The organism is Olleya sp. KKT75 (assembly GCF_055635485.1).
The window spans coordinates 556,734-580,395 of the sequence record NZ_CM145759.1; the positions used below are offsets into that span (position 1 = coordinate 556,734).

The 23,662-nt window shown below is 31.5% G+C and carries 26 protein-coding genes; 12 read left to right on the forward strand and 14 right to left on the reverse strand.

Going from position 1 to position 23,662, the window contains the following annotated elements:
* Window positions 1-213 precede the first annotated feature (213 nt).
* A complete protein-coding gene (locus tag ACZ2G2_RS02480) occupies window positions 214-2,964 on the reverse strand; it encodes an outer membrane beta-barrel protein (RefSeq protein ID WP_470393808.1) in 2,751 nt (916 codons plus the stop codon).
* 144 nt (window positions 2,965-3,108) lie between these two features.
* Window positions 3,109-4,419 (reverse strand): ribosome biogenesis GTPase Der, encoded by a 1,311-nt coding sequence (der, locus tag ACZ2G2_RS02485; RefSeq protein WP_470393809.1) that lies wholly within the window; start codon window positions 4,417-4,419, stop codon window positions 3,109-3,111.
* Window positions 4,420-4,516: 97 nt separating this feature from the next.
* On the opposite strand from der, the gene ACZ2G2_RS02490 reads away from it, so the two are divergent.
* The gene (locus ACZ2G2_RS02490) at window positions 4,517-5,014 is read left to right on the forward strand and encodes a GTP-binding protein (RefSeq protein WP_090837588.1); all 498 of its coding nucleotides are present in this window, start codon (window positions 4,517-4,519) and stop codon (window positions 5,012-5,014) included.
* A gap of 51 nt (window positions 5,015-5,065) precedes the next feature.
* Here the strand turns inward: ACZ2G2_RS02490 and era are convergent, their stop codons facing one another.
* Window positions 5,066-5,947 (reverse strand): GTPase Era, encoded by an 882-nt coding sequence (era, locus tag ACZ2G2_RS02495; RefSeq protein WP_101017179.1) that lies wholly within the window; start codon window positions 5,945-5,947, stop codon window positions 5,066-5,068.
* Between the two features lie 27 nt (window positions 5,948-5,974).
* A complete protein-coding gene (locus tag ACZ2G2_RS02500; protein WP_090837593.1) occupies window positions 5,975-6,433 on the reverse strand; it encodes an RNA methyltransferase in 459 nt (152 codons plus the stop codon).
* Window positions 6,434-6,578: 145 nt separating this feature from the next.
* On the opposite strand from ACZ2G2_RS02500, the gene ACZ2G2_RS02505 reads away from it, so the two are divergent.
* The gene (locus ACZ2G2_RS02505) at window positions 6,579-7,382 is read left to right on the forward strand and encodes a DUF6503 family protein (RefSeq protein WP_470393810.1); all 804 of its coding nucleotides are present in this window, start codon (window positions 6,579-6,581) and stop codon (window positions 7,380-7,382) included.
* A gap of 2 nt (window positions 7,383-7,384) precedes the next feature.
* Window positions 7,385-7,960 carry a DUF2911 domain-containing protein gene (locus tag ACZ2G2_RS02510; protein WP_470393811.1) on the forward strand — a complete coding sequence of 192 codons (576 nt, stop codon included), beginning with the start codon at window positions 7,385-7,387 and terminating at the stop codon, window positions 7,958-7,960.
* 127 nt (window positions 7,961-8,087) lie between these two features.
* Here the strand turns inward: ACZ2G2_RS02510 and ACZ2G2_RS02515 are convergent, their stop codons facing one another.
* Complete coding sequence (locus ACZ2G2_RS02515; RefSeq protein ID WP_090837600.1) at window positions 8,088-8,462, reverse strand: hypothetical protein; 375 nt, start codon at window positions 8,460-8,462, stop codon at window positions 8,088-8,090.
* A 57-nt stretch (window positions 8,463-8,519) separates the two neighbouring features.
* A complete protein-coding gene (locus ACZ2G2_RS02520; protein ID WP_470393812.1) occupies window positions 8,520-9,152 on the reverse strand; it encodes a YceI family protein in 633 nt (210 codons plus the stop codon).
* A 184-nt stretch (window positions 9,153-9,336) separates the two neighbouring features.
* Here ACZ2G2_RS02520 and ACZ2G2_RS02525 point away from each other — a divergent pair, with 184 nt between their 5' ends.
* The 5 genes from ACZ2G2_RS02525 to ACZ2G2_RS02545 all read left to right on the forward strand — a co-directional run bounded on the left by ACZ2G2_RS02525 (window position 9,337) and on the right by ACZ2G2_RS02545 (window position 16,132).
* Window positions 9,337-9,936, forward strand: a complete 600-nt coding sequence (locus ACZ2G2_RS02525) for a DUF6134 family protein (protein ID WP_282068967.1) — start codon at window positions 9,337-9,339, stop codon at window positions 9,934-9,936.
* Between the two features lie 3 nt (window positions 9,937-9,939).
* Entirely contained in the window at window positions 9,940-11,376 is a 1,437-nt protein-coding gene (gene cls / locus ACZ2G2_RS02530) for a cardiolipin synthase (protein ID WP_470393813.1), read from the forward strand.
* A 71-nt stretch (window positions 11,377-11,447) separates the two neighbouring features.
* On the forward strand, window positions 11,448-12,215 hold the full coding sequence (locus ACZ2G2_RS02535; protein WP_470393814.1) for a patatin-like phospholipase family protein: 768 nt from the start codon (window positions 11,448-11,450) through the stop codon (window positions 12,213-12,215).
* Between the two features lie 79 nt (window positions 12,216-12,294).
* Entirely contained in the window at window positions 12,295-15,069 is a 2,775-nt protein-coding gene (locus ACZ2G2_RS02540; protein ID WP_470393815.1) for a sensor histidine kinase, read from the forward strand.
* Complete coding sequence (locus ACZ2G2_RS02545) at window positions 15,062-16,132, forward strand: response regulator (RefSeq protein ID WP_470393816.1); 1,071 nt, start codon at window positions 15,062-15,064, stop codon at window positions 16,130-16,132. Before ACZ2G2_RS02540 ends, ACZ2G2_RS02545 begins: the two co-directional genes overlap by 8 nt.
* 54 nt (window positions 16,133-16,186) lie before the next feature.
* Here the strand turns inward: ACZ2G2_RS02545 and ACZ2G2_RS02550 are convergent, their stop codons facing one another.
* From ACZ2G2_RS02550 to ACZ2G2_RS02560, 3 genes are read right to left on the reverse strand one after another with little or no spacing between them, the layout of a single operon-like run.
* Window positions 16,187-16,402, reverse strand: a complete 216-nt coding sequence (locus ACZ2G2_RS02550) for a DUF6327 family protein (RefSeq protein WP_090837611.1) — start codon at window positions 16,400-16,402, stop codon at window positions 16,187-16,189.
* The gene (locus ACZ2G2_RS02555; protein ID WP_470393817.1) at window positions 16,389-16,748 is read right to left on the reverse strand and encodes a hypothetical protein; all 360 of its coding nucleotides are present in this window, start codon (window positions 16,746-16,748) and stop codon (window positions 16,389-16,391) included. The genes ACZ2G2_RS02550 and ACZ2G2_RS02555 overlap by 14 nt, the downstream gene beginning before the upstream one ends.
* Before the next feature lie 5 nt (window positions 16,749-16,753).
* Window positions 16,754-17,077: a YtxH domain-containing protein gene (locus ACZ2G2_RS02560; protein WP_090837615.1), complete on the reverse strand. Its 324-nt coding sequence runs from the start codon at window positions 17,075-17,077 to the stop codon at window positions 16,754-16,756.
* A gap of 167 nt (window positions 17,078-17,244) precedes the next feature.
* Here ACZ2G2_RS02560 and ACZ2G2_RS02565 point away from each other — a divergent pair, with 167 nt between their 5' ends.
* From ACZ2G2_RS02565 to ACZ2G2_RS02580, 4 genes are all read left to right on the forward strand, one after another.
* Entirely contained in the window at window positions 17,245-17,730 is a 486-nt protein-coding gene (locus ACZ2G2_RS02565) for a hypothetical protein (protein WP_470393818.1), read from the forward strand.
* A gap of 113 nt (window positions 17,731-17,843) precedes the next feature.
* Window positions 17,844-18,620, forward strand: coding sequence for an RNA polymerase sigma factor (locus ACZ2G2_RS02570; RefSeq protein WP_470393819.1), 777 nt, complete (start codon window positions 17,844-17,846; stop codon window positions 18,618-18,620).
* Window positions 18,621-18,644: 24 nt separating this feature from the next.
* Complete coding sequence (locus ACZ2G2_RS02575) at window positions 18,645-19,052, forward strand: hypothetical protein (protein ID WP_470393820.1); 408 nt, start codon at window positions 18,645-18,647, stop codon at window positions 19,050-19,052.
* A 92-nt stretch (window positions 19,053-19,144) separates the two neighbouring features.
* On the forward strand, window positions 19,145-19,504 hold the full coding sequence (locus ACZ2G2_RS02580) for a hypothetical protein (RefSeq protein ID WP_090837623.1): 360 nt from the start codon (window positions 19,145-19,147) through the stop codon (window positions 19,502-19,504).
* A gap of 329 nt (window positions 19,505-19,833) precedes the next feature.
* On the opposite strand, the gene ACZ2G2_RS02585 is transcribed toward ACZ2G2_RS02580, so the two are convergent.
* The 5 genes from ACZ2G2_RS02585 to ACZ2G2_RS02605 all read right to left on the reverse strand — a co-directional run bounded on the left by ACZ2G2_RS02585 (window position 19,834) and on the right by ACZ2G2_RS02605 (window position 23,643).
* A complete protein-coding gene (locus tag ACZ2G2_RS02585; RefSeq protein WP_470393822.1) occupies window positions 19,834-20,730 on the reverse strand; it encodes a 3-hydroxyacyl-CoA dehydrogenase in 897 nt (298 codons plus the stop codon).
* A 21-nt stretch (window positions 20,731-20,751) separates the two neighbouring features.
* Window positions 20,752-21,420 carry a BON domain-containing protein gene (locus tag ACZ2G2_RS02590; protein ID WP_470393823.1) on the reverse strand — a complete coding sequence of 223 codons (669 nt, stop codon included), beginning with the start codon at window positions 21,418-21,420 and terminating at the stop codon, window positions 20,752-20,754.
* 173 nt (window positions 21,421-21,593) lie between these two features.
* Window positions 21,594-22,247: a BON domain-containing protein gene (locus ACZ2G2_RS02595; protein WP_090837628.1), complete on the reverse strand. Its 654-nt coding sequence runs from the start codon at window positions 22,245-22,247 to the stop codon at window positions 21,594-21,596.
* Between the two features lie 213 nt (window positions 22,248-22,460).
* Window positions 22,461-22,937, reverse strand: a complete 477-nt coding sequence (locus tag ACZ2G2_RS02600) for a Dps family protein (RefSeq protein WP_101017137.1) — start codon at window positions 22,935-22,937, stop codon at window positions 22,461-22,463.
* A gap of 67 nt (window positions 22,938-23,004) precedes the next feature.
* Window positions 23,005-23,643 (reverse strand): DUF2238 domain-containing protein, encoded by a 639-nt coding sequence (locus ACZ2G2_RS02605; protein ID WP_470393825.1) that lies wholly within the window; start codon window positions 23,641-23,643, stop codon window positions 23,005-23,007.
* Between the last annotated feature and the right edge of the window lie 19 nt (window positions 23,644-23,662).

Genomic DNA, 23,662 nt, shown 5'->3' on the forward strand with positions numbered 1-23,662 from the left:
TACTTTAAACAAGCAATTTATAACGTCTTATAAATATCTTCAGACAGATAAACTCTAAAACTACAGACAACAAAAATACAATCTCAAGTATCAGTTTAAAACTCATTACTAATTACATCAATAGTTGTAAAACACAAAAGCCATAACAGATTATTTCTGCTATGGCTTATTTGATTATTGATAATGGTGTTTCTATTAAAAAGAATGGATTAATTAATCCATAAAATACATTCCGCTATCTTTAGTTTCTACTTTAGATCCTAAGCTATTAAACTTCCAACTAAAATTAAGCATGAAGTATTGACGCAACACTGTACTTTGTGTATCTTGGATATAATCATTAGTAGCCGTACGTCTTGCATTAGTATTTTGATTTAATAAATCATAAACCTTTAAAGTTACCAAGCCTTTATCATTTAATACAGAATAAGCCACACTAGCATTCCAGAACCAAGCGTCTTTTTGGAAGCCATCCGCAATATTAGCATTGTAATTATAGGTTATATCATTTCGCCATTCAAATCCTTTTGGTAAGAAAAAAGCGGAATTTAAATCTAAATTATGAGACGTAAAGTTTCTATCTTCAAAAGCATCAATATCATACATATTATTTGTTAATGTAATACGGTAACGTGGCTTAAACTCAAACACATCATTGTAAACATAATCAATCCCTACATTAGGATTAAATACTAACACGTTACTAGCATATTGCACATCATTATTATAATTAATGTTTTTAGAAAAATTAGACCAATTCCCTATTTTCAGCCTCACTGTTTGCAAAGAATCTATTTTAAATTTCTTACTAAAATCAACTCCAAAATACCCATTGTAATTACCATCTACATTGTCATAAGTTGTTGTACGCTTTAACGTCTCTGCATCAACTGTTGTTCTTGATACTACTGCATTTTGACTTTTTTCCATATTGGCGTAAACATAAAACCCAGTGCGTTCTTTCCAGTTATAAGCATTAAAACCCATATATAAACTGTGTTGATTTGTAGGCTCTAAATTTGGATTACCTACAATGGTGTTTAAAGGATTAGAAACATCTTCAAAAGCTTGTAACTGCCTTACAGAAGGTGGTCTATTTCTTAACCTGTACCCTAAATAAAACGATGCCTTTTTACTAAATCTGTAATTAAAATTAGAGTTTAATTCGACTGTATTAAAATCACGTTCTACATTAAATTCAGGTCTCAAACCATCCTGATTTTTTAAGGTGCGCATCACATAATCTGCACCAAATCGTGCTGACCATTTTTCCTTACGGTAGCTTAAACTTACTCCAGGAGAACTTCTAGTGTCTGTGTATTCAAAATCTGTACTTAACGCAGTATTAAAGGTGTCAAAACCATTTGAAAGCTCGTTAAAATCGAATGTGCTTTGCTTATTCTTATCTTTATTATATTGATATTCATAATTAAAATTCACAAAAAACACTTTGGTTTTAATTGGCAACCTATAGCTTACATCTGTTTTAAGCGTATTACTATCATTATCACCATCTGTAAATTGATTACGGTCTATTGTTTCTGGATCAGTTCCAAAAATCTCAGTATTTGAATTTATAAAATCATCACTTTCACTATTACTAAAACCATTATCTATTCCAAATTTTAGAAAGGCACCTTTGGTTCCAAACTTTTTAGTAGCAGAAATTTGATTTGAAAAATTGTTAGACTTATTCTCTACAAAAGAGCGCAAAGCAGATTGGTTAGTTAATATTAAATCCTGATCTAAGGTTTCGTCTTGACTTGTATAATCTGTTGTACTTGTAGATCTAGAAAATGATGGTTTTATATTAATAAAAAATGTAGAATCTAATTTTATCTCAAAATCAGAATTTACAGAATGACTTTGGGTATCGTTACTAGATTGAGAACTTGAATTAGAAAAATATCTAGAGTCCGATAAAATAGTTTCTCGTTGAGAAGCTGATTTGTTTTCAGAATTACTATTAGAATAAAAGTAATCTGCAGCTACTTCTGTTTTTTCACCTATGGCATCTGCATAATTCACACCTCCTAATTTAGAAGTTGTAATCCCTTCTCCACCTCCAAATTGGCGACCATTAATACTAAAAGATCCGTTGCTACTAAAACTACGCGAACCTCCACTACCAAACATTTTTTTGATTTCGCCAAAGCTAAAACCTGGAGAGTTTATATTATTACCTCCAACCAATACACTTACACGTTGATCATTATCAAAACGGTTAAACATTCCTGCAAACTCATATCTATCATCAGTCCCTACTCCCGCTGCAACACGTCCAAAAACACCTTTATTGTTTTCTTCCTTAATCGTTAAGTTTATAGTTTTGTTTTCTTTATCGCCTTCTTCTCCAGTAAATGCTTCACTTTTGGTTTTGGTATCTACTACTTGGATTTTATCAATAATCTCTTTAGTCAGATTTTTTATAGTAATAGACGGGTCGTTTCCAAAAAAAGGCTTCCCATTAACTAAGATTTTATTAACCTCTTTACCGTTAACTTTAATTTTACCTTCTTCATCAATTTCCACACCAGGTAGTTGTTTAAGTAAATCCTCAACTGTTGCGTCCTTTTTTGTTTTAAAAGAATTAACATTAAACTCTAACGTATCTTTTTTGATTGTAACAGGCGCAGAAGATTTAATAACAACCTCATCTAAGGCATTACTAATTTGTAAATTAATAGCTCCTAAATTAATAGGTCCTGAAGTGATTGCTATTTTTTTCTTGTAAGATTTATAACCAACATAAGACACTAGAAGGTTTAAACTATCTAAAGATGTCTCGTCCTCCATACTAAAGACGCCATCTTTTTCAGTAATGGTATAAGTTACCAAGCTATTATCCTTAATACGCTCTAGATAGACTGTTGCTGCTTCAAGGGGTGCTTGATCTAAGTCGTCAAATACTTGACCGCTTATAATAAATTGTTTGGATTGACTAAATGAGGATACTGTGCACAAAAAAGTGCAAATTAAGATTAGATAACGCATTTTGGTTTTGGTTGATGTTAAAGGGCTTAATAAAAAGCCCTTAGATTTTCAACGAAAATAAACTTGTAATCTTATTCTTAGTCTTAAGAAAAACTTAAAAGTAATTTAGAACGATTATTTTTTACGCATGTAAATACTAATCGGAACACCTTTAAAATCATAAAGTTCACGTAATTTATTTTCTAAATAACGCTTATAACCTTCACGTACATATTGCGGTAAGTTACAGAAAAAAGCAAATTGGGGTTGCGGTGTTGGCAACTGCATAATATACTTAATCTTAACAAATTTACCTTTGTAAGCTGGTGGTGGGTAATTATCTATTATTGGTAATAGAGTTTCGTTAAGCTCACTAGTCTTAATACGTTTTGTTCTGTTGTTGTAAACTTCAACAGCAGTTTCAATAGCTTTAAAAATACGTTGTTTAGTTAATGTAGAAATAAAGATAATTGGCACATCTGTAAAAGGCTCTAATTGTTTTTTGATATGCTTCTCATATTCATTAGTAGACTTATGATCTTTTTCTACTAAATCCCATTTGTTAATTAAAACTACAATACCTTTTCTGTTACGTTGTGCTAACCAAAAAATATTTTGGATTTGCCCATCAAACGTTCTGGTAGCATCTACAACTAATAAACATACATCTGCATGCTCTATAGCACGTACACTACGCATTACAGAATAAAATTCTAAATCTTCTTTAACTTTTGATTTTTTTCTAATTCCAGCCGTATCAACTAAATTAAATTCGAAACCAAAACGGTTGTATTTAGTATCAATTGCATCTCTTGTAGTACCTGCAATATCTGTTACTATATATCTTTCTTCACCAATTAAAGCATTAATAAAAGAAGATTTTCCTGCATTTGGACGTCCTACTACAGCAAAACGTGGTATTGCATCTTCTACTACTTCTTCTTCCTCTTCTTCAGGTAAAGCCTTTACTAAATCGTCTAATAAATCTCCTGTACCACTACCGTTTATACTTGCAATAGTATGATACTCTCCTAATCCTAAATTATAAAACTCGACAGCATCTTCTTCACGCTTACCGTTATCTACTTTATTTACAACTAAAAAGACAGGCTTAGTTACTTTACGTAATAATCTAGCAACATCTTCATCCATTCCAGTAACACCGTCTTCCACATTAACCATAAAAATAATAGCATCAGCTTCTTCAATTGCTAAAACTACTTGTTTATCGATTTCTGCTTCAAAAACATCATCACTTCCCTTTACATAACCACCTGTATCAATTAGAGAAAACTCTCTACCATTCCAATCACTTTTTCCGTAATGTCTATCTCTTGTTACACCACTAACAGCGTCAACAATTGCCTCACGACGTTGGATTAAACGATTAAAAAATGTTGATTTACCTACATTTGGTCTTCCTACTATAGCTACTATACTACTCATAATTTATATTTTTATGCATTACATATCCTGTAAGCGCGTGCAAAGGTAGTGTTTAGTTCGAGAAAAAATAGTATTTTACTTTCATTATGAGATAATTATGAACGAAAATTTAAATGAAGTCGTGCTTCGTCCACGATTTAAAATAGAGCTAAACAAACAACATACCAGTGTTTTAGATGCTTTTGAAGCTAAAAGACATGACCAGAGTCAGTTTATTGTTTCTAGAATAGACGATCATGTTTTTATTAAATTACCCAAAGCACAGCAACATTTTTGGTCGCCACAGCTACATTTAGAGATAAATGATCTAGAAAACAATAAAAGTCAACTCTACGGATTGTTTGGTCCCAACCCAACCGTTTGGACTTTATTTATGTTTTTACATTTTATAGTTGCAGGTTTTTTTATCGCCTTTTGTATTTGGGCTTATTCTAACTACGCCTTAAAAGTAGATTACCAACTTCAGGTTTGGGGTATTGTTGGGACGACACTATTATGGTTTATACTTTATTTTGCCGGACGCATGAGCAAAACATCAAACCAAACCGAAATGACAGCACTCTATACTTTTATGAGTGGTGTTTTAGACGCATAAAAAAAGGCTTTAGTAATTAACTAAAGCCTTTTAAATATCTGTTTTATTTTTTTATTGATTGTAACCAAAACGTTTTAATTGACGTTGATTGCTTCTCCAATTTTTATTTACTTTAACGTAAAGTTCTAAGTGAATTTGTTTTCCAAAGAATTTCTCTAAATCTTTTCTAGCCTCTACACCTACGCGTTTTAATGCGCTTCCTTTGTGCCCAATAATAATTCCTTTTTGAGTCTCACGCTCTACCATTATTACAGAACGTACACGAATAATTTCATCCTCTTCAAAAAACTCTTCAGTATCAATCTCAACCGCATAAGGGATTTCCTTTTTGTAATGCATTAAGATTTTTTCGCGAATAGTTTCGTTTATAAAAAAACGTTCTGGCTTATCTGTTAATTGATCCTTTGGATAAAAAGCTGGAGATTCTGGCAATAATTCAATAATTCTGTCAAAAACTTCTTTCACATTAAACCCTTCTAAAGCAGAAATTGCAATAATCTCTGCATTTGGAACTTTAGTAGCCCAAGATTGCACTTGTTCTTCTAACTGCTCTTGATTAGATTTATCAATTTTATTAAGTAATAATAATACTGGAATTTTAGCGTTAGTGATTTTATTAAAAAACGCTTCGTCTTTTAATTCTCTTTCACCAATCTCTACCATATAAATTAAGATATCAGCATCGTCAAAAGCGGACTTTACAAAATCCATCATAGAGGCTTGCAGCTCGTAAGCTGGTTTGATAATCCCTGGCGTATCACTTAATATAACCTGAAAATCCTCACCATTTACAATACCAAGAATTCTGTGTCTTGTAGTTTGCGCTTTAGACGTTATTATAGACAGTTTTTCGCCTACAAACGCATTCATAAGTGTTGACTTACCAACATTTGGGTTACCAATAATATTTACAAAACCTGCTTTATGTGCCATCTTAATCTTATTTAATAGACCGCAAAGTTACGACCTTGGTTTGTTTATTCCTCTATCGTACATCACAATACTTCCGGCAACGGATACATTTAAACTTAAAGGGGACTTAAATTTAACTAAAAAGTGACTTTTCTCTATGGCTTGCTTAGATAATCCATGATCCTCAGCACCTAATAAATAAACACAACGTCTAGGATGATGGAAGGTTTCTAAATCTACAGCAGTATCATCTAGCTCCACACCAACCAATCTAGCACCTTTTGGGATGTTGTTATAAAACTCCTCAAACGTGGCATAGTGAAAATAGGGCATTGCCTTTACCGCATTATGTGTGTCACACGCCTGTTTAGCATATCTATTACCAATAGTAAAAATATAACTTGCGCCTAGATTTTGTGCTGTACGCCACAGTACACCTAAATTCTCAGGTGTTTTACCATTTTGGATGCCGATTCCAAAATATTCGTTTTCAAAATTATCTACCATGCTACAAAAGTAAAATTTTTATATAATATATAAACAATCACAAAGGTTATATCAATTAATGACAATGTCTTAAAGTTTTATTAATTAACTGAAAGGTCTTGACATAAAAACGACAAAAATTGTAGTTTCATGCAAAATTTAATAAATGACAACACTTAAATCAGTTATACTATTTTTATCTCTAGTCTTGATCACCTCTTGTAATACAAAAGATAAAAACAAAACTGAAACTATTACCACTAAACCTACTACTACAACTCCAGTTGTAACGTTAAGCAAGGCACAAAAACTTTTAAACCAAACTATTTTAGCGCATGGTGGTGACCTTTATAATACAGCACATTATGCTTTTAGTTTTAGAGGTATTGAGTATCAGTTTAAAAACAACGGAACGGATTATACATACATTAAAAGTTACAAAAAAAAATCAGACAGTATCAAAGATGTATTAAAAAACAACGTCTTTACACGCACCATAAACAATAAGCCAGTAGTACTATCTGATAAGGACATTGCAATTGGAACTGGTGCAATTAATTCTGTAATTTATTTTGCAACATTGCCTTACAAGTTAAATGACAAAGCTGTTAATAGCACTTACGTGGAAAGTCTTACCATCAAAGACCAAAATTACGATGCTATAAAAGTTACATTTAATGAAGCTGGTGGCGGGCAAGACCATGACGACCAATTTTACTATTGGATAAATATAGACACTAAAAAAATTGACTATTTGGCGTATAGCTATAATGTAAATGATGGTGGTGTAAGATTTAGAAGCGCTTACAGTCCAAGAGTTATTGACGGTATAACGTTTCAAGATTACATAAACTACGAAGCAATAGTGGGCACACCATTAAAAGACTTACCAGTCCTTTTTGAAGCTGGGCAACTAAAAGAACTTTCAAAAATAAAAACTGAGAACATAATTAATTTAAACAAAAACTAGACATGAAAAAATTACTATTTATTATCGCAATTGTATTAACAGGGTCAACTGTAAACGCACAAGAGTTTGCTAAAATGGACAAAAGCCCAATGGACCGTGCTTACTACCCAAGTGATGCACCACACAGAACCTTTAAAAAAGACGATGCAGAGAAAAAAGCAGCAGAACCACAAATACGTGTAACATACTCGCGTCCTGCTAAAAAAGGAAGAGTTGTTTTTGGTGAATTACTAAAATTTGGTGAAGCTTGGAGAGTTGGAGCTAATGAGTCTACTGAAATCTTATTTAACAACGACGTTACTTTTGGTGGAAAAGAGATTAAAGCTGGACGTTACACAGTAATTATTATTCCTACTGCTACAGAATGGACTTTAAAATTAAATACTGAATTAGATGGTTGGGGTAACTACGGATACGATTCTAGCAAAGATGTTGCTAGTGTAACTGTTCCTGTTACAAAAAGTGAGAAAGAGATCGAAAATTTATCTGTTTCACTTTATAAAGCTTCAAAAAACACAGTACATTTAAAAATTGGATGGGATACTACAGTTGCTGAGTTTCCTATTACTTTAAAATAAGTTAAATAAAATCAGTCACCCAAAACAAGGGACACTATTTTATATTAAAAAACCGATGAAGTTAGCTTCATCGGTTTTTTTTATTTTATCGAAAATTAAAGTTATAGATCGTTTAAAATAGAACGTTCTATTCAAAATGTTTTTTCACAAAAGCACTTTTCTCGTGGTCTGTCATCTTATCAGCTGGTTCAACATCAATTTTAACATCCTTAAAATGCAAATCTTTTTTCAAGACATTATACAATTCTGTTTTTGCATTTGTTGGTCCAAATAACACCACATTATTATAGTTTAAAATAGCATTTGCAATTTGTTTATAATAAGCGTCATTCATTTGCTGTCGCTTATTATGCATCAAGTTTTCGCTTCTACTCAATGCTTCTTCTTTAGTGTTAAAATTAAATTTTGAATCTATAGTTTTATTTGCATTTTGGACTTCTAAATCAATCAGATTTGCGGTGGAATGATCCATCCATATTCCTAAGTTTTTTTCTGTTTTCATGTTTTTTCTATTAAAATTAGAGTTAACTATACCACTTACTTAAGATCAATTAAAACCTTATTTTGTATTAACAGGTAATTTGATTTGTACATCTACATCAGGCCACAATTTTGAAATCCCGTCTGTTCCGGTATGTAAATCATAACACACTTTATTTAAAGACTGCATAGCCTTTTCTCCTTGCCATATATTTAAATCAATTTTTGCAGACAATGTTATGGTGTCATTTTTAAATAAATAGGCACATTCTAACGGGTGCATCCTATTATTCATCTTCAAATTAAAAACGCCTTTACCTTGATCTGCCTCAACTACAGCTCCTACAATAGTATCTGTATTAAATACTTTAAAAAAAGAGTCGACTAATTTGGTATCTCTTATTTCTAAATTAGAATTAACAGAAGCCGTTTGTATTTCTATTTTAGCCTGTTTTAATAACGACTCAATAGTTGCAGCATTATTAGTTCCAGAAAACTTAAAATCATCAAACTGACCACTTACCCCTAGCTTATCGGTAAACTTATATGCAGTCCATGATACCAAAACACCTTCAGTATCTATTGTATATAATTTATCTTCTTTAATCGCGTCACGCTGATCAATAATCTTCTGTTCTTTTTTTGAAGTATTACAAGAAGATATTAATAGTATTAAAACCAAATAAGTTGTTTTTTTAAATAGTCGTTTCATAAAACAGATATAATATTATGTTTAAGAATTGTATTTAACACGTTTACCCTATTATTAAGTGTTAACAATGACAAAGGTAGACATAGTAAAAGCCTCCTGAAATGACGTAAGTCAGTTTTACTTGTTTTTAAAATTGTTAATTTGCCACTTAAACCTTTAGTAATAAATTTAGAATCAACATTTTATGATCAAGAACTTAGTGCTTATTGTCTGTTTTATAACCTTAGGAAGCGATTTGTACACTTCTCAAGAAAAAATATTGTTTGATGTTATTCGTAACGAAAAAGTAATTGGCAGCCTAAAAGCAACTAAAATAATCAAGGACTCTAAAACTTATTATAAAAGTTCGACTAGTATTAATGCAAAAATCATAAAAGAAATTAGAGTTAATTATAAATACGACGTCATTTTTGAGTCTGAATCGTTAGAGCAATCCAATGTAAACATTACAGTAAATGAAAAATCACATGCTAAGACTATTACAGAATGGGATGACACTAACTACCAAGTCATTAAAAATGGGAAGAATGAAGCTACAATTACTAACGCCATCTCCTATGCTACTGTCCAGTTGTATTTTGAAGAACCCAAAAACATCACGACTTGCTATTCTGAACAAAATGGGGATTTTAATACCATAATAGCCATGGGAAACCATATATATAAGAAAGTAAATGCAAGCAATAATGAAAATTTATACTATTACAAAAACGGACTTTTAACCAAAGCCACTATAGATGGAGGACTTATTCAGTTTGAAATAATAAGAAAAAGCAATCATTAGACTATGACAATAGCCATTATTCTATATTTTCTTTTAGCTTTTTTCTTAATGGGGAAACTATTAATTTATGGCATCAGACCCACTAAAACACTAGCTTGGTTACTCGCTATTTTTACAGTCCCTATTGGTGGTATGCTGTTTTACTTTGTGTTAGGAAGAAACAGAAGGAAAAACAAATTTTATACACTTAAAAAAACTAAGGCGATAGCTGAATATTACGAAAAAGTTGAAGCTTATTATAGCACATTGGATAACGATAAAAACACGACCATCCCAAAAGCTATTAAAACACACATTAAGTTAGCTAAACTAATAACTAAAGGCTCTAAATTTACACCTACATTAGGCAACGCATTACTTCCATTAAAAGATGGGGCAGCGACTTTTAAAGCTATTTTCCAAGCTTTAGAGCATGCTGAAAAATTTATTCATCTTCAATATTACATTTTTGAAGATGGTGATTTAGCCGAAAAATTTAAATCCATTTTAATTCAAAAAGCGAGGACTGGTGTCGAGATTCGTTTTCTATATGATGCGCTAGGCAGCAGATCACTAAGCAAAACTTACATTAATAGTCTTAAGAAAGAAGGTATAGAAGTCTATGCTTTTTTACCCATGACATTTGGGCATCTACTCTCTTCTGTTAATTATAGAAACCATCGTAAAATTGTAATTGTAGACGGTCGTATAGGTTTTACTGGTGGCATTAATGTCTCTGACAAATATGTCATTGGAGATCCTGTTTTAGGAAACTGGTACGATATGCACTTGCAATTAAAAGGGACAATAGTTAATAGTTTACAAGCGGTATTTGCAATGGACTGGAGTTTTGCTAGTGGCACACATAATTTACTAAGCACTAAATACATATTAAAACACACTGCACCAGGACAATCTATAGCACAAATTGTTGCTAGTGGCCCTGATTCTGATTTTTCTTCGGTACAACAACTCTATTTTTCTATAATAAATAATGCTAAAGATTATGTGTATATAACCAATCCGTATATAATTCCCGGAGAAGCTATATTGGAGGCCATGCAAGTCGCTGCCATGAGCGGTGTAGATATTAGGCTTTTGCTATCCACTAATTCCGATAGCTTCTTAGTCAAATGGAATGTTCGTGCCTATTTTGAAGACCTATTAGAAGCGGGTGTTAAAATTTATTTATATCCTGATGGTTTTTTACACAGCAAAGTTATTATATCAGACGATGCCTTAACCTCCATAGGAACTGCTAATTTAGACATTAGAAGCTTTGAGCAAAACTACGAAGTAAATACACTTATATACGATAGTAAAATAACGATAGACCTTAAACAAGATTTTTTAAAAGACTGTAATAAAAGTAGTCAAATGAACTATAAACAACATCTTAAAAGACCCAAAACAGACCGCTTGAAGGAAGGGTTAGCAAAAGTATTTAGTCCTGTATTATAAGCAACTGATAATAATCATTATTTATATGTAACCAACGCACTACCTTTACTTTAACTAACACAACTTATAAAATGAATACAGGTTTAGTTCTTTCTGGAGGAGGCGCTCGTGGAGCTGCACATATAGGTGCAATAAAAGCATTAGAGGAGTATGGGATTACACCAACACATATTTCTGGAACAAGTGCAGGCGCAATTATTGGCGCTTTATATGCTGCAGAGGTCAGTTGGTCAGAAATGTTAGCCTTTTTTAAAAACATATCCATATTTCAAACGACAAGATATGCCCGAAATAAACCTGGTTTTATAAACTCTGAAAAATTTTATGACGACCTTAAAACCTATTTTCCAATTGATAATTTTGAAGCTTTAAAAAAACCCCTCTACATTACAGCTGCCAATGTAATCGATGGTACATTAAAAATTTTTAACAAAGGACAACTTATAAAACCTATTATTGCGTCAGCGTCTTTCCCAGGTGTTTTTACCCCAACTGAGATTAATGGTAAATTTTATATTGATGGAGGTACTTTAAACAATTTTCCGGTAGAACCTTTACAAAAAGACTGCGAGAAAATTATAGGCATCTATGTTAATCCCTTAAAAAAAATAAGCATTAACGATTTAAAACATTCTTATAGTGTTGTAGAAAGAGCTTATAAAATTAAAGTTGCATCAGAGTCTATGCTAAAATTTCCTAGTTGTGCTTTAATTATCTCCCCGCAAGAGTTAAATAATTACGGCACTTTTGACATGAATAGTATAGATGCTATTTTTAATTTAGGTTATACAGCAACAAAAAAAGCTCTAGAAGAAAATAAAAACATATTAGCACCGTAATTACGCCTATAATTTTTCAGATAAAGCATTAAAATTATTATATAACAATTAACTCAACATCTAATTTAGAGCCATAAAAATGAGTAGTCAATTAAAAGACAACATTCTTTTTAAAAGCATTTTCCAATCTTCAGTCGAAGGTATTTTGGTTATTGATGATGCTGGAGTAATTATTAAAGCAAATCCTGCTAGTCAACTCATGTTTGGTTATAACAAAGACGAGTTAATTCAAAAAAGGTTAGAAATTCTTATTCCCAATAAATTTAAAAGCAATCATAAATCGCATCGCATTCAATTTTCTAAAACCCCTACATCACGGCGTATGGGACAAAATTTAGATTTATGGGGCCTAAAAAAAGATGGCTCGGAGTTTCCTTTAGAAATTAGTTTAAGCCCCGCCAATATTGAAAACCAACAAATTGTCATTGCTTTTATAATAGATATAACAGAGCGAATCGCTGCAAAACAAGCCCTACTAACTAGTGAAAGTCGAATGACGGAAGCGCAACGTCTTGCGCACGTTGGCAATTGGAGTTGGAATATCCAAACTAATGAGAGAAGTTGGTCAGACGAGTTTTATAGAATCCTTGGTCTTATTCCTGGTGACAAAAAACTAAATTCAGAATCCGTAAGACATTTTATTCATCCAGAAGATAGATCATCGACAATTCAAGCAATAAATAATGCTATAAAAAATAAAACCCCATATAAACACAAACACAGAATTATAAGACCAAATGGCACAATAAGACATCTTTTAACAAAAGGAAAAGTACTATATGATACCATTGGAAAACCAAAAGAACTATATGGTACCATTCAAGATATTACTAGACATAAAGAAAATGAATTAAAACTAAAAAATAGTAAAGACAAAACGCAAGCCATACTTGAAGCATTACCTGATGTCATGATTCTTTATGACAAGCATGGCAATCACCTAGAAGTTCATTCACCAGAAAATTATCAACTTGTAGCGCCTTATCACGATCACATAGGTCATAATATAGATAAGATTCTACCAAAAAAAGTCTGTGAAAAAATAAGACAAGGGTTTGCTGATTGCGAAAAAACTAAAAAAAATCAAATCGTAGAATACTCACTTAACATCATGGGGAAGTTGATACATTTTGAATCACGAATAGTTAAAACAGAAACCAATAATTTTTTATGCATTATCCGCGATATTACCGAAAGTGAAAATGCAGAAAAAAAAATTCTAGAAAACGAACAAAGACTACGATTAACATTAGAAGCCGGCGAGTTTGGCTCTTGGCATTGGGATTTATTATCTGACAAGATCGTAAGAGACACTTACCAAAATGCTCTATTTGGCATGAACACCGAAGAGTACACGACTACTTATCAAGATTTTTTAAGTAATATACATCCTGAAGACAGGGATAAAGTGCAAGCAACAATAACTAAAGCTATAAAAAACACCAGTAATTACACTATACAGTACAGAATAACGCATCCGGATTTATCTGTCCATTGGCTTCACGAAAAAGGAAAGGTTTTTAAAAACTCTAATGGCACACCAGAACGCATAATAGGTGTAACCAATAGTATTACAAAACAGAAATTAGCAGAAGAAAAATTAAAAGAAAGCGAAGAAAAACTAAGAAACTATACCATAGCGTTAGAAACTAAGGTAACAGAACGCACTAAAGAACTAACTTCTGTTGTGCAAAAACTAGTGGCAGCAAACCTTAGTCTTGAAGACCAAATATTAATCACCGAGGAAGCTGAAAACATAGCTCTTAATAGCAAACAGGTCCTTGCAAACATTACTAAAAACTTCCCAAAAGGATTTGTAGTGGTCGTTGACCATAGCTTAAACATTGTTTTTATAGATGGTGAAGAATTAGAATCATTAGGCTTTAGCGACCTGGTACATATAAATGCGACAATATATGATGGCATCGGAATAACGGAAGTTACTAGAGACATCTTAATAAAAGAAATAAAAAAAACTTTTAAAGGTGAGCATTGCTCCTTTGAAATAAATATTCAGAATAGATCTTACCTAGTTAACACGACTCCTTTACTAAATAACGAGAATCAAATTGAACAGATATTATTAGTAAATAATAACATCACACAGCAAAAACAGGTAGAACTTGATATCTTAAAAACACTAACTAAAGAGCGGGAATTAAGCGAATTAAAATCACGTTTTATATCTATGGCTTCACATGAATTTAGGACACCTTTAAGTGCCATTTTGTCTTCAGCTATATTAATTGAAAAACAAAACGAGCCAGGAAAAGAGGATAAAAGAATTAGATATGTCTCAAAAATTAGATCGAATGTAAAAAATCTAGTTGTCATACTAAACGACTTTTTATCTTTAAGCAAATTGCAGGAAGGAAAAATAATCGCACATCCAGAATGGTTTAATTTAATTGCTTTTACAGAAACGTTAATTGAAGAATTTGAAGGCATAATAAAAACAGGTCAAACCATTAATTTACATTGCAAACAAACCGCCATCAATGTCTTTTTAGATATAAAATTACTAAAGCATATTATTTACAATCTAGTATCTAATGCCATAAAATATTCTGAAGAACATCAGGATATAAGTATAAACATAACAATCAAAAGCCAACGTATCTGCATAGAAATCAAAGATCAAGGCATTGGAATTCCAATCGAAGATCAAAACAACATGTTTCAACGCTTTTATCGCGCAAATAATGTTTCAAACATCCAGGGTACTGGTTTAGGATTAAATATCGTAAAACAGTATATCGAATTAATGGATGGAACTATACACTTTAAAAGCGAAATAAATAAAGGCTCCGCCTTCTACATCGACTTTCCTTTAAATCAAAAACAAAATGAATAAAATACTATTAATTGAAGACAATCAAGACGTAAGAGAAAATACAGCAGATATTCTTGAATTAGAAAACTACACGGTCATTACAGCAGAAAACGGTAAAATAGGTGTTGATATGGCCATAGAGCATAACCCTGACATCATTATTTGCGATATTATGATGCCTGTTTTAGACGGTTACGGTGTTTTTGAAAGCTTAAGTAAAAACCATAAAACAGCAAGTATTCCTTTTATTTTTCTGTCTGCTAAATCTGAAAAAACAGACGTAAGAAAAGGGATGAATATTGGTGTAGATGATTATTTAACCAAACCTTTTGAAGAAGACGAACTTTTAGATGCTATAACTTGTCGCATAAAAAAAAGCGCCTTTTTAAAGAAAGAATTCGCCAAAAACATGGAAGGTCTTAGCGCTTTTATTAACGATGCCTCAGAGTATTTAAAATTAGAAGAACTCTCTCAAGATCGCAAACTTAAAAAGTACAAGACTAAAGATTGCATCTTTACAGAAGGTAACGCTGCGCATCAATTATATTTTATACAAACAGGAAACGTTAAAACCTACAGAACAACAGAGTCTGGAAAAGAATTTGTAACGGGATTTTATGGGCCAGGAGATTTTATAGGTCAATTATCATTATTAGGGGATAAAGGCTTATACATAGAAACCGCAAGTGTATTGGAAGATGCTGAGATTTGTGGCATTCCAAAAGCAGACTTTACTAAACTACTTTACAGTAATAAAGAGGTCTCTAATAAATTTATAGATCTTATCTCAAATAATTTAATAGACATGCAAGAGCATTTAGTAGACATGGCTTACTCCACCGTTAGACAAAGAACAGCTAAAGCATTGTTAGAATTGGATCAAAAAGGATTAATTAAAGACAACAGTCATGAAGGTATTAGCATCCCTAGAGAAGATTTTGCAGGTTTAATTGGCACTGCTACAGAAACTGCTATACGCATGTTAACCGAATTTAAACACGAAGGGTTAATCGAGGTAGAGTCTAATAGAAAACTTATTTTATTAAACAAAGTCAGTCTAAAACAAATTGCAGAATTTGGATAACAGTTATTAAAGACAAAGGAGTTTTACTATAATTATTTAGTAAAACTCCTTTTTTTATCTAAATTTTTTAATCAAATTAGTAGTAATATATTCTAGCAACTTGACTTGTAACGTGTTTTTAACCTCACTTTTAATACTGGTAGCACTAAAACTAGATTTGGTGCTTTTTAAATTAAGTTTTATCTGCTGTTTATAAATCTGTTTTTGAAGACTTATAATTTTTAACTGATTATCTATGTCTTCAAAGGAGTTGTAGCTATTTGGCATCATCTTTTGTAAAATAATAGTTAGAAAATCTTTTTAATAATGGCCCATTAAATTTATCTCTTAATAAATAAACAACCATTATAACTAGTAAATAAAAAAAGCCTACAATTAAAAAACCATAAAACGTATCATCCAAAATTTGTGCTAACCTAAATGCTACAGCAAAAGATAAGATTAGTAACATTATACACGCTAAAGCTCCAATAACAATTACTTTAGTTATATAAGTAACCCCTAACATTAATACTTTAAAAAATTTAAGCTTAAAATAGTCTTCATTACTTTTTATATAAGCATGAATATTAACTTCTGTGTCTAAAACGTTTTCTTTAAATTTTTCAAAAGCCATAATTATTATTTTTGCGGCTCCATTTTTTTTAGCTCCTCTAACTTACGTTCTAAGCTAGAAATAATATCTTCTGCCTTACCATTCATATGAGAAATAGTTTCATCTAACTTCTCTTTCATTTCTTCTTTTTTCTCATTTACAGATCTTGTCAAATCCGCTTTAGCGTGAGATACACGTTCAGAAATATCGTGTCTTGTATCTTCTGCTTTTTGCTTAATTTTTTTTCTAGTTTTCGTCCCTTTATCTGGAGCATATAACACCCCTATTCCTGCACCTAATGCAGCTCCAGCCAGTAAAGCTAATAATGTGTTTTCCTTAGTACTTGACATAATTTCGTGTTTAAAAGATTAATAAATTAATTTCTATACCACTAAATTAAAGCAACTATCACTTATTTAAAATGACCTAAGTCACTACACTAAAAATATCAGAATGACATAGGTCATTACTCTATTGTATAAAGCACATTACATTAGAACTATAATATGAAATTACTATGAAATCGAAAATTAACAAAACAAAGCAAAAGCACGTTTTATTAAAATCATACTCAAAATTTCAGCAAATAGAACAAGCAATAAAAGCCATTAAAACAACGGATAATAGCAACCTACAAATTTCTATTATTGGTAAGGTTGACGAAGACCATTTGGATGATGCAACCCCCCTAATTGCTTTAGAAGAGGACATGGAAAAAAAATGTAAAGCTTTATTTAAAAACGCCATAGATTTTGGCATTCTTTCTAACCCTGACATTGGAACAATTTTTATTACAGGGTTTCTTGTATCTCTTTTTTTACAAGAAATAGAACTTAAAAAAATTGGTACTATGCTAACAGGGCCTTATGGTATTTTAAGAGGTTTAGGTATTGATAAAAAGCCAGCGTTTACTTATTTAAAAGCATTACATCAAGGAGAATATTTAGTGATTTTTAGAGGATTTGAAAACGATTTAAAGCAATTAGAAGAAACAATTAATTAATAATAAAAAATGATACAAAAAAATTACTTTTTTTTCCTAACTAACTGACCCAAGTCATTTTATACCAAACGTTAAGCATCCATCTTTACAAATAAATTATTAAGACCTATATCATGCAAACAAATGTTTCTTATTACCAAAATAAAAAAGCGTTCCGTGTATTAGTTACTAAATCGTTTACTGATTTAATTAAACTAAAAAAAGAAGGTAATCAAACCTCTTTTAATGCCTTAGTATTACAAATGATGCCACAAATTAGACAGTATGTCAATACACAATTAAACATCGCTATTAAAAAAGGCCATTTTTCAAAAAACAAGTACAAAGCAGACGATATTATAGATCAACTATTTATTGAAATTTATGACCATATAGAAGAAGTAAAAAAAGAAGAACACTTCTATCAATGGTTATATAAAAAAACAAATGCTTTGTTAGAAGACCTTAGTATAACAGAAGAATTTGATGATTTTTTCTTTAAAAATATTGATGATTATTCTAAGCCAGAATGGGATGCTATGCAAGAAAAATATAGTTCTGATGCAGATGGAGATGGTCATTTAAAGTTAATTGAAGAATTTGAAGACCGCTCTTACAACCATAATGACTATACTTTAAACCACGTATTTATTGAGAATAAAGAAAAAAAATGGATTGAAAAAATTGATAAAGATTTAAGTGAAGAAGATATAAAAAAACACATTTCCATGGTGTTACACAACCTACCTTCTGCAATGCGCAATGTTTTTGAATTATTTACTACTCAAGAACTAAGTCTAGAAGAAATTGCACAAATTAGAAACAACACTATTAAAGATGTAGAACACCTTTTAAAAGATGCAAAAAAAGCGTTACAACTTAGTTTATTAAACAGATATACTACTAAATAGAATACTAATTTAAAATATATTATTATGAATACAGCAACTTCAAACCCAAAAACAGACTATTTACTTGGTGCAGGACTAGATGTTTTACACTTTGAAAGTAGAGAATGGCTAAATACTATTGCCTTTTGGAAAGACGAAATTAGATTTTTTAATGACTTATTAAAGCGTAAAGAAGCTTCTAAAAAAAGCAACTCAGACTATGAAAACATGTTAAAAAACTTAAATAAAGTACATGATGATTTGTTTGATGATTTAGAAGAAAGCGTGAAAGTACATGAACAATTATTATCTAAAATAGAGCTAGCAGAAAAAGGAATATCTGATAATGATTACAGAGAAAAGCACGCCCAGCTTTTATCAAGAATAGCCACTTTTAATAAAGATTTCAAAACCTTTAAAAAAGTAGTTTTTGACTACTCAAAAAGCTTATAATTCTCACAACTACTGAGGACATTAGTGTCGTCTTTTAAACACATTATCTTCAGTAGTTATTTTTAAACATAAAACACTTAAACACCATAACTATGGAATTATCACTATATACTACAACATACAATAACGCTGATGTAATTAATAATTTTCTGGATTTATACCATAGTTTACATATGACGCATTTAGCCAGTGATCTTTTAAAAAAAGGATTATCTCCAGACCAAATCTCAGAAGCAGTAGCAGCAGCCATAAGAATTGCAAAAACGTCTAATATTGAGACAAACAAGCATTTTATGCCTGTATATAGTGGGTTAAATGAACAAATTGTTCAAGATTGTAAATTATCGCATTTGGGGTATGGATTGGTAATAATGAATGCCGATAAAAGTTTACCGCTTGTTGGTAGCTTTCAAGTAGATATATTAAAAGAATTTCTTAATGATGTACAGTAATTAATTAAAAAGCTTTACAAAGTGATTTATAGATTAATTGGTCATTAATCAGAACCATCATAAATTGATAACATTTGTGTTATTTTTATTTTACCGACAAGAGATTATCCTGTTATATAATTAATCGCACACCGCCCACACCTCCAATTTTATATGGACAAAGCCCTTTCAAGAACCAAGAAATATAACGTTAATCTGAATACTAACTTGCATAAAGGATCGCCCATGCAGACACCTATAACATTGATAAACTGGTATCGTTATTATTAATAGCGGTTACTTTTAATTCGTTTTGCACTGCACGTATTTTTTCTTAGCTAAATAAACTCCTATTTTAAAAAATCAGGTTCCATAAACGCTGGGTTTGGATACTTATAAAACCCTTCTCCTGTGGCAACTCCTAATTTATTTTTATCTATAAAATGCTCTTTTAAGTATTTTACGGTTTTGATTTTTAAAGGATCATTTGTTTTTTCTACTGCTATTTTATTAATATTATAAGCAGTAGTAATCCCTACAACATCTAAGATACCAAAAGGTCCAACAGGTGCTCCCGTTGCTTTAATCCATGTTTTATCTATAGTCTGTACATCCGCCACCTCATTTACTAATAAGTTAGTGGCTGCTGTTAATAATGGTACAAGCAAAGAATTAAGGATATATCCTGGTTGTTCCTTTTGCAATGGTAAAGCCAACATCCCAATAGCTTTAGCAAACGCTACGACATCTTTAAAATTTTCAGGATCTGTAGTGGCATGACCCATAATTTCTGCAGTGTTATGAACCCAAATATTATTCGCGAAATGCAACGCTAAAAATTGTGTTGGACGTCCTGTTGCCTCAGCAAATTGACTTGGTAATAGTGTGGAAGAGTTTGTTACAAACACCGTTTTTTTTGGTGCAACCTTAGCTAACTTATGGTAAAACTCTATTTTAATTTTTGGGTTTTCTGGTACGGCTTCAATTAGTAAATCTGCAGCTTTCACCGCTTCTGCCAAATCGGACGTGTAACTTAAGTTTTGACGTGTTACATCTAGTTGCTCTTGTGTTGCATTTAAATCCCTTTTAAACACGTCACACATGGTATTAAATTTTGATTTTGCTTTTTCCAAAACAGCATCATTAATATCATAAACAGTGACATTAAACCCATGAAATGCGGTTTGAAAAGCTATTTGATACCCCAAAACACCACTTCCTGCTACAGTTATATTTTTATAATTCATTTTAATAATTTTTATTTGTTTTTATAAATACATTGGGTAATAGTCTACTTTTAATTGATTGATCACATTATTTATACCTGGTGCATTATATGCTGCAATTTCTGCATCATCTTTTTCCTTAATAGAATGCACTGTCCCGCTTAATGTTAACTCATGATCATTGACCGCTACTTTAATATTTTTAGCATCAATATTTGCAGATCGTGTAAATGCTTTTTGAATTAGATGACCGACATTGTGGGGCGTTGGTTTAGGTTTTAGATGGATATTATTAACAACTTCTTTTACACCATATAAATGTTCGATAGTTCTTTTTGCAAAACTTTTTTGATAAGGCCATTCTAATTCTCCCGTTAAATAAATCCTCCCGTCTTCCACCTCAACAATAATATTTTCTGAAGGGACAGACGCATTCCACTCTAACGTATTTATGGCGGCTTTTGCTATCTCTATATCAGATTGCTTATCTGTACTGCCATACTTTACTGTAATTGCCTCTGCTAAAGCTTTGACACCACAGAGAGACTTAACTGCATCTTCTATTGCTATTTTTTTCGGCAACTCATTAACCTCGCCAGTAAGTGTAACAACGCCATCATCTACAGTAACGCCTATTTGAGTATTATCTATATTTGGTAGCCATGCTAATTCCTCTAAAACGTCTTTTTTAATTTCAAAATCTGTTTTCATATTTATCCCTATTAAATATTATAATGCCTAAGTCTGTATAAATTTACGGCACTAAGTTATATTACATAATGACCTAAGTCAGTCTTAAAAAAAATCACCCTAGCACAGTACTATGTGATAGGGTGATTCTCTATAAGGCAGCAAATTTATTCTGTCTTATAAACTTAAAAAAATCAATACTCTACTACTAACTCATTATCGACACTCCAAACTCCTGGTGCGTAAAAAGCGGTTCGTCTAGCATCATCTTTTTCTTTTAATGAATGTACTGTACCTGTCAATTTAATGTTGTGACCTTCGGCTTTTACTGTAATATCCTTAGCGTCAATATCTGCAGAGCGCTCGAATGCTTTTTTAATTTTGTCTTTTATGTCTTCTGCTCTTACTGCGTTTTTTAATGCAATATTATTTACTACATATTTTACACTTTGTAAGTTTTCAACCGCTTTTTTAGCTGCATTTTTTTCAAAATCCCACATGACATCACCTCCTAAATACACCCAGCCATCTTCAACTTTAACCTCGATTTTGTTAGAAGGGACAGAAATATTCCATTTTAATGCATTTACTGCAGCAGCAGCAATTTCTGAATCTGATTTCTGAAACGTAGTATTATACTTTACTTCAATCTCTTCGGCTACAGCCTTAACACCTACAACGCTTTTAGCTGCCTTTTCTGCTTCACGCTTTTTAACATAACTATCCACCGTTCCCGTTAGTGTTACAATACCATCTTTTACAACAACTCCAATTTGAGTTTCGTCAATACTTGGTTGCCATTCTAATTCGTCTAAGATGTCTTCTTTAATACTTAAATCTGTTCTCATAATTTCTATGATTTAAATTAAACAATTAATATACATTAAAGATAACAAGACCATAACCCTTTGACACTGACCTATATCAGTCTTGATTTTATTTTTAAAAATTTAACAATACAAATCATTTTATGCCTTAAAAACATTTGCCCATAAAAAAACCCAAACAGCCGTGTAGCTATTTGGGTTTAAATTGGTCACTTTAACTAATAATTGACTAACTTATTTTAAATGCGATCTTAACATCCAAGCTGTTTTTTCGTGCTGCTCCATAAGCCCTGTAATGTAATCACTAATCCCATCGGCTTGCCATTTGTCTGCAATAGGTTTTATTTCTTCTCTAATAAAAACAATAATACTTTCATGATCTTCTAACAATTCTGCGAAGATACTTTGGCTATCATTTTTACCTTTTACTTTTTCAGTAAGATGCGTTAATTGTGAGTACTTTTCTAATGTTGCAGGTACATAATGACCAAGCATTCTTATTTTTTCTGCTACCGTATCGACAACCTCCTGTTGTGCCTCATATAATGTTTCAAGGTACAGGTGTACAGAATGAAAATCTGGTCCTTCAACATTCCAATGAAAATTTAAAGTTTTAGAATACAATACAAATTCATCTGCTAATATTTTAGATAGTTGATCTGCTATAGCTTGTCTGTTTTCTGCTGAAATGCCTATGTTTGGTGTTTTCATCTTTGTAGAATTTAATTAATTATTAAGTAAAGGTATTGGATGTCTTAAACACTGGTAATGACTTAGGTCAGTTTTGTCTTTTTTTTCTATTTTTCAATATTGAATATAAATAAAAACAGACCGCCACCAATACAACCCCAAAAAAGGCAAGTCCCATATCTTTTTGAGAATCCCAGATATCGCCTTGCGTTCCCAGATACGATAATCCTTGTTCCACAAAAAAAACATCTGCAACTAGCCATTCTAAAATTTCATACAATGCACTTGCCGATAAAATGATTAAAACGGGTAATCTTAAGGCTAAGTTTTTTGATATTTTAAGTCCATTAGAAAGACATTCCTGCAAAGGATAATAGAGTAATGCTCCAAAACTAAAATGTACTATTCTGTCATAATTATTTCTTGAAGTATGAAATAGTTCTTGTAACCAATAACCAAACAAGTTTTGGGCATAAGTATATTTAGAACCATATACGTGCAGGCATAGAAAAACACAAATTAAAACATAACTAGTGTTACTAAAACGATACTTAGTATATGTAAAGACTAAAAAAAGCAGCGCGAAAACTGTTAACGTATTTTCTATAAGCCAATTTTTAAGATCTGTAGTACCTATGAGCGCATTTGCCCAAACGATACCAAAGAATAAACTAATCCAAAAAAGCTTATGTCCGATGACAGTTACAACACTGCTTTGTAATTTCATTTAAAAAAAATATTTTAAT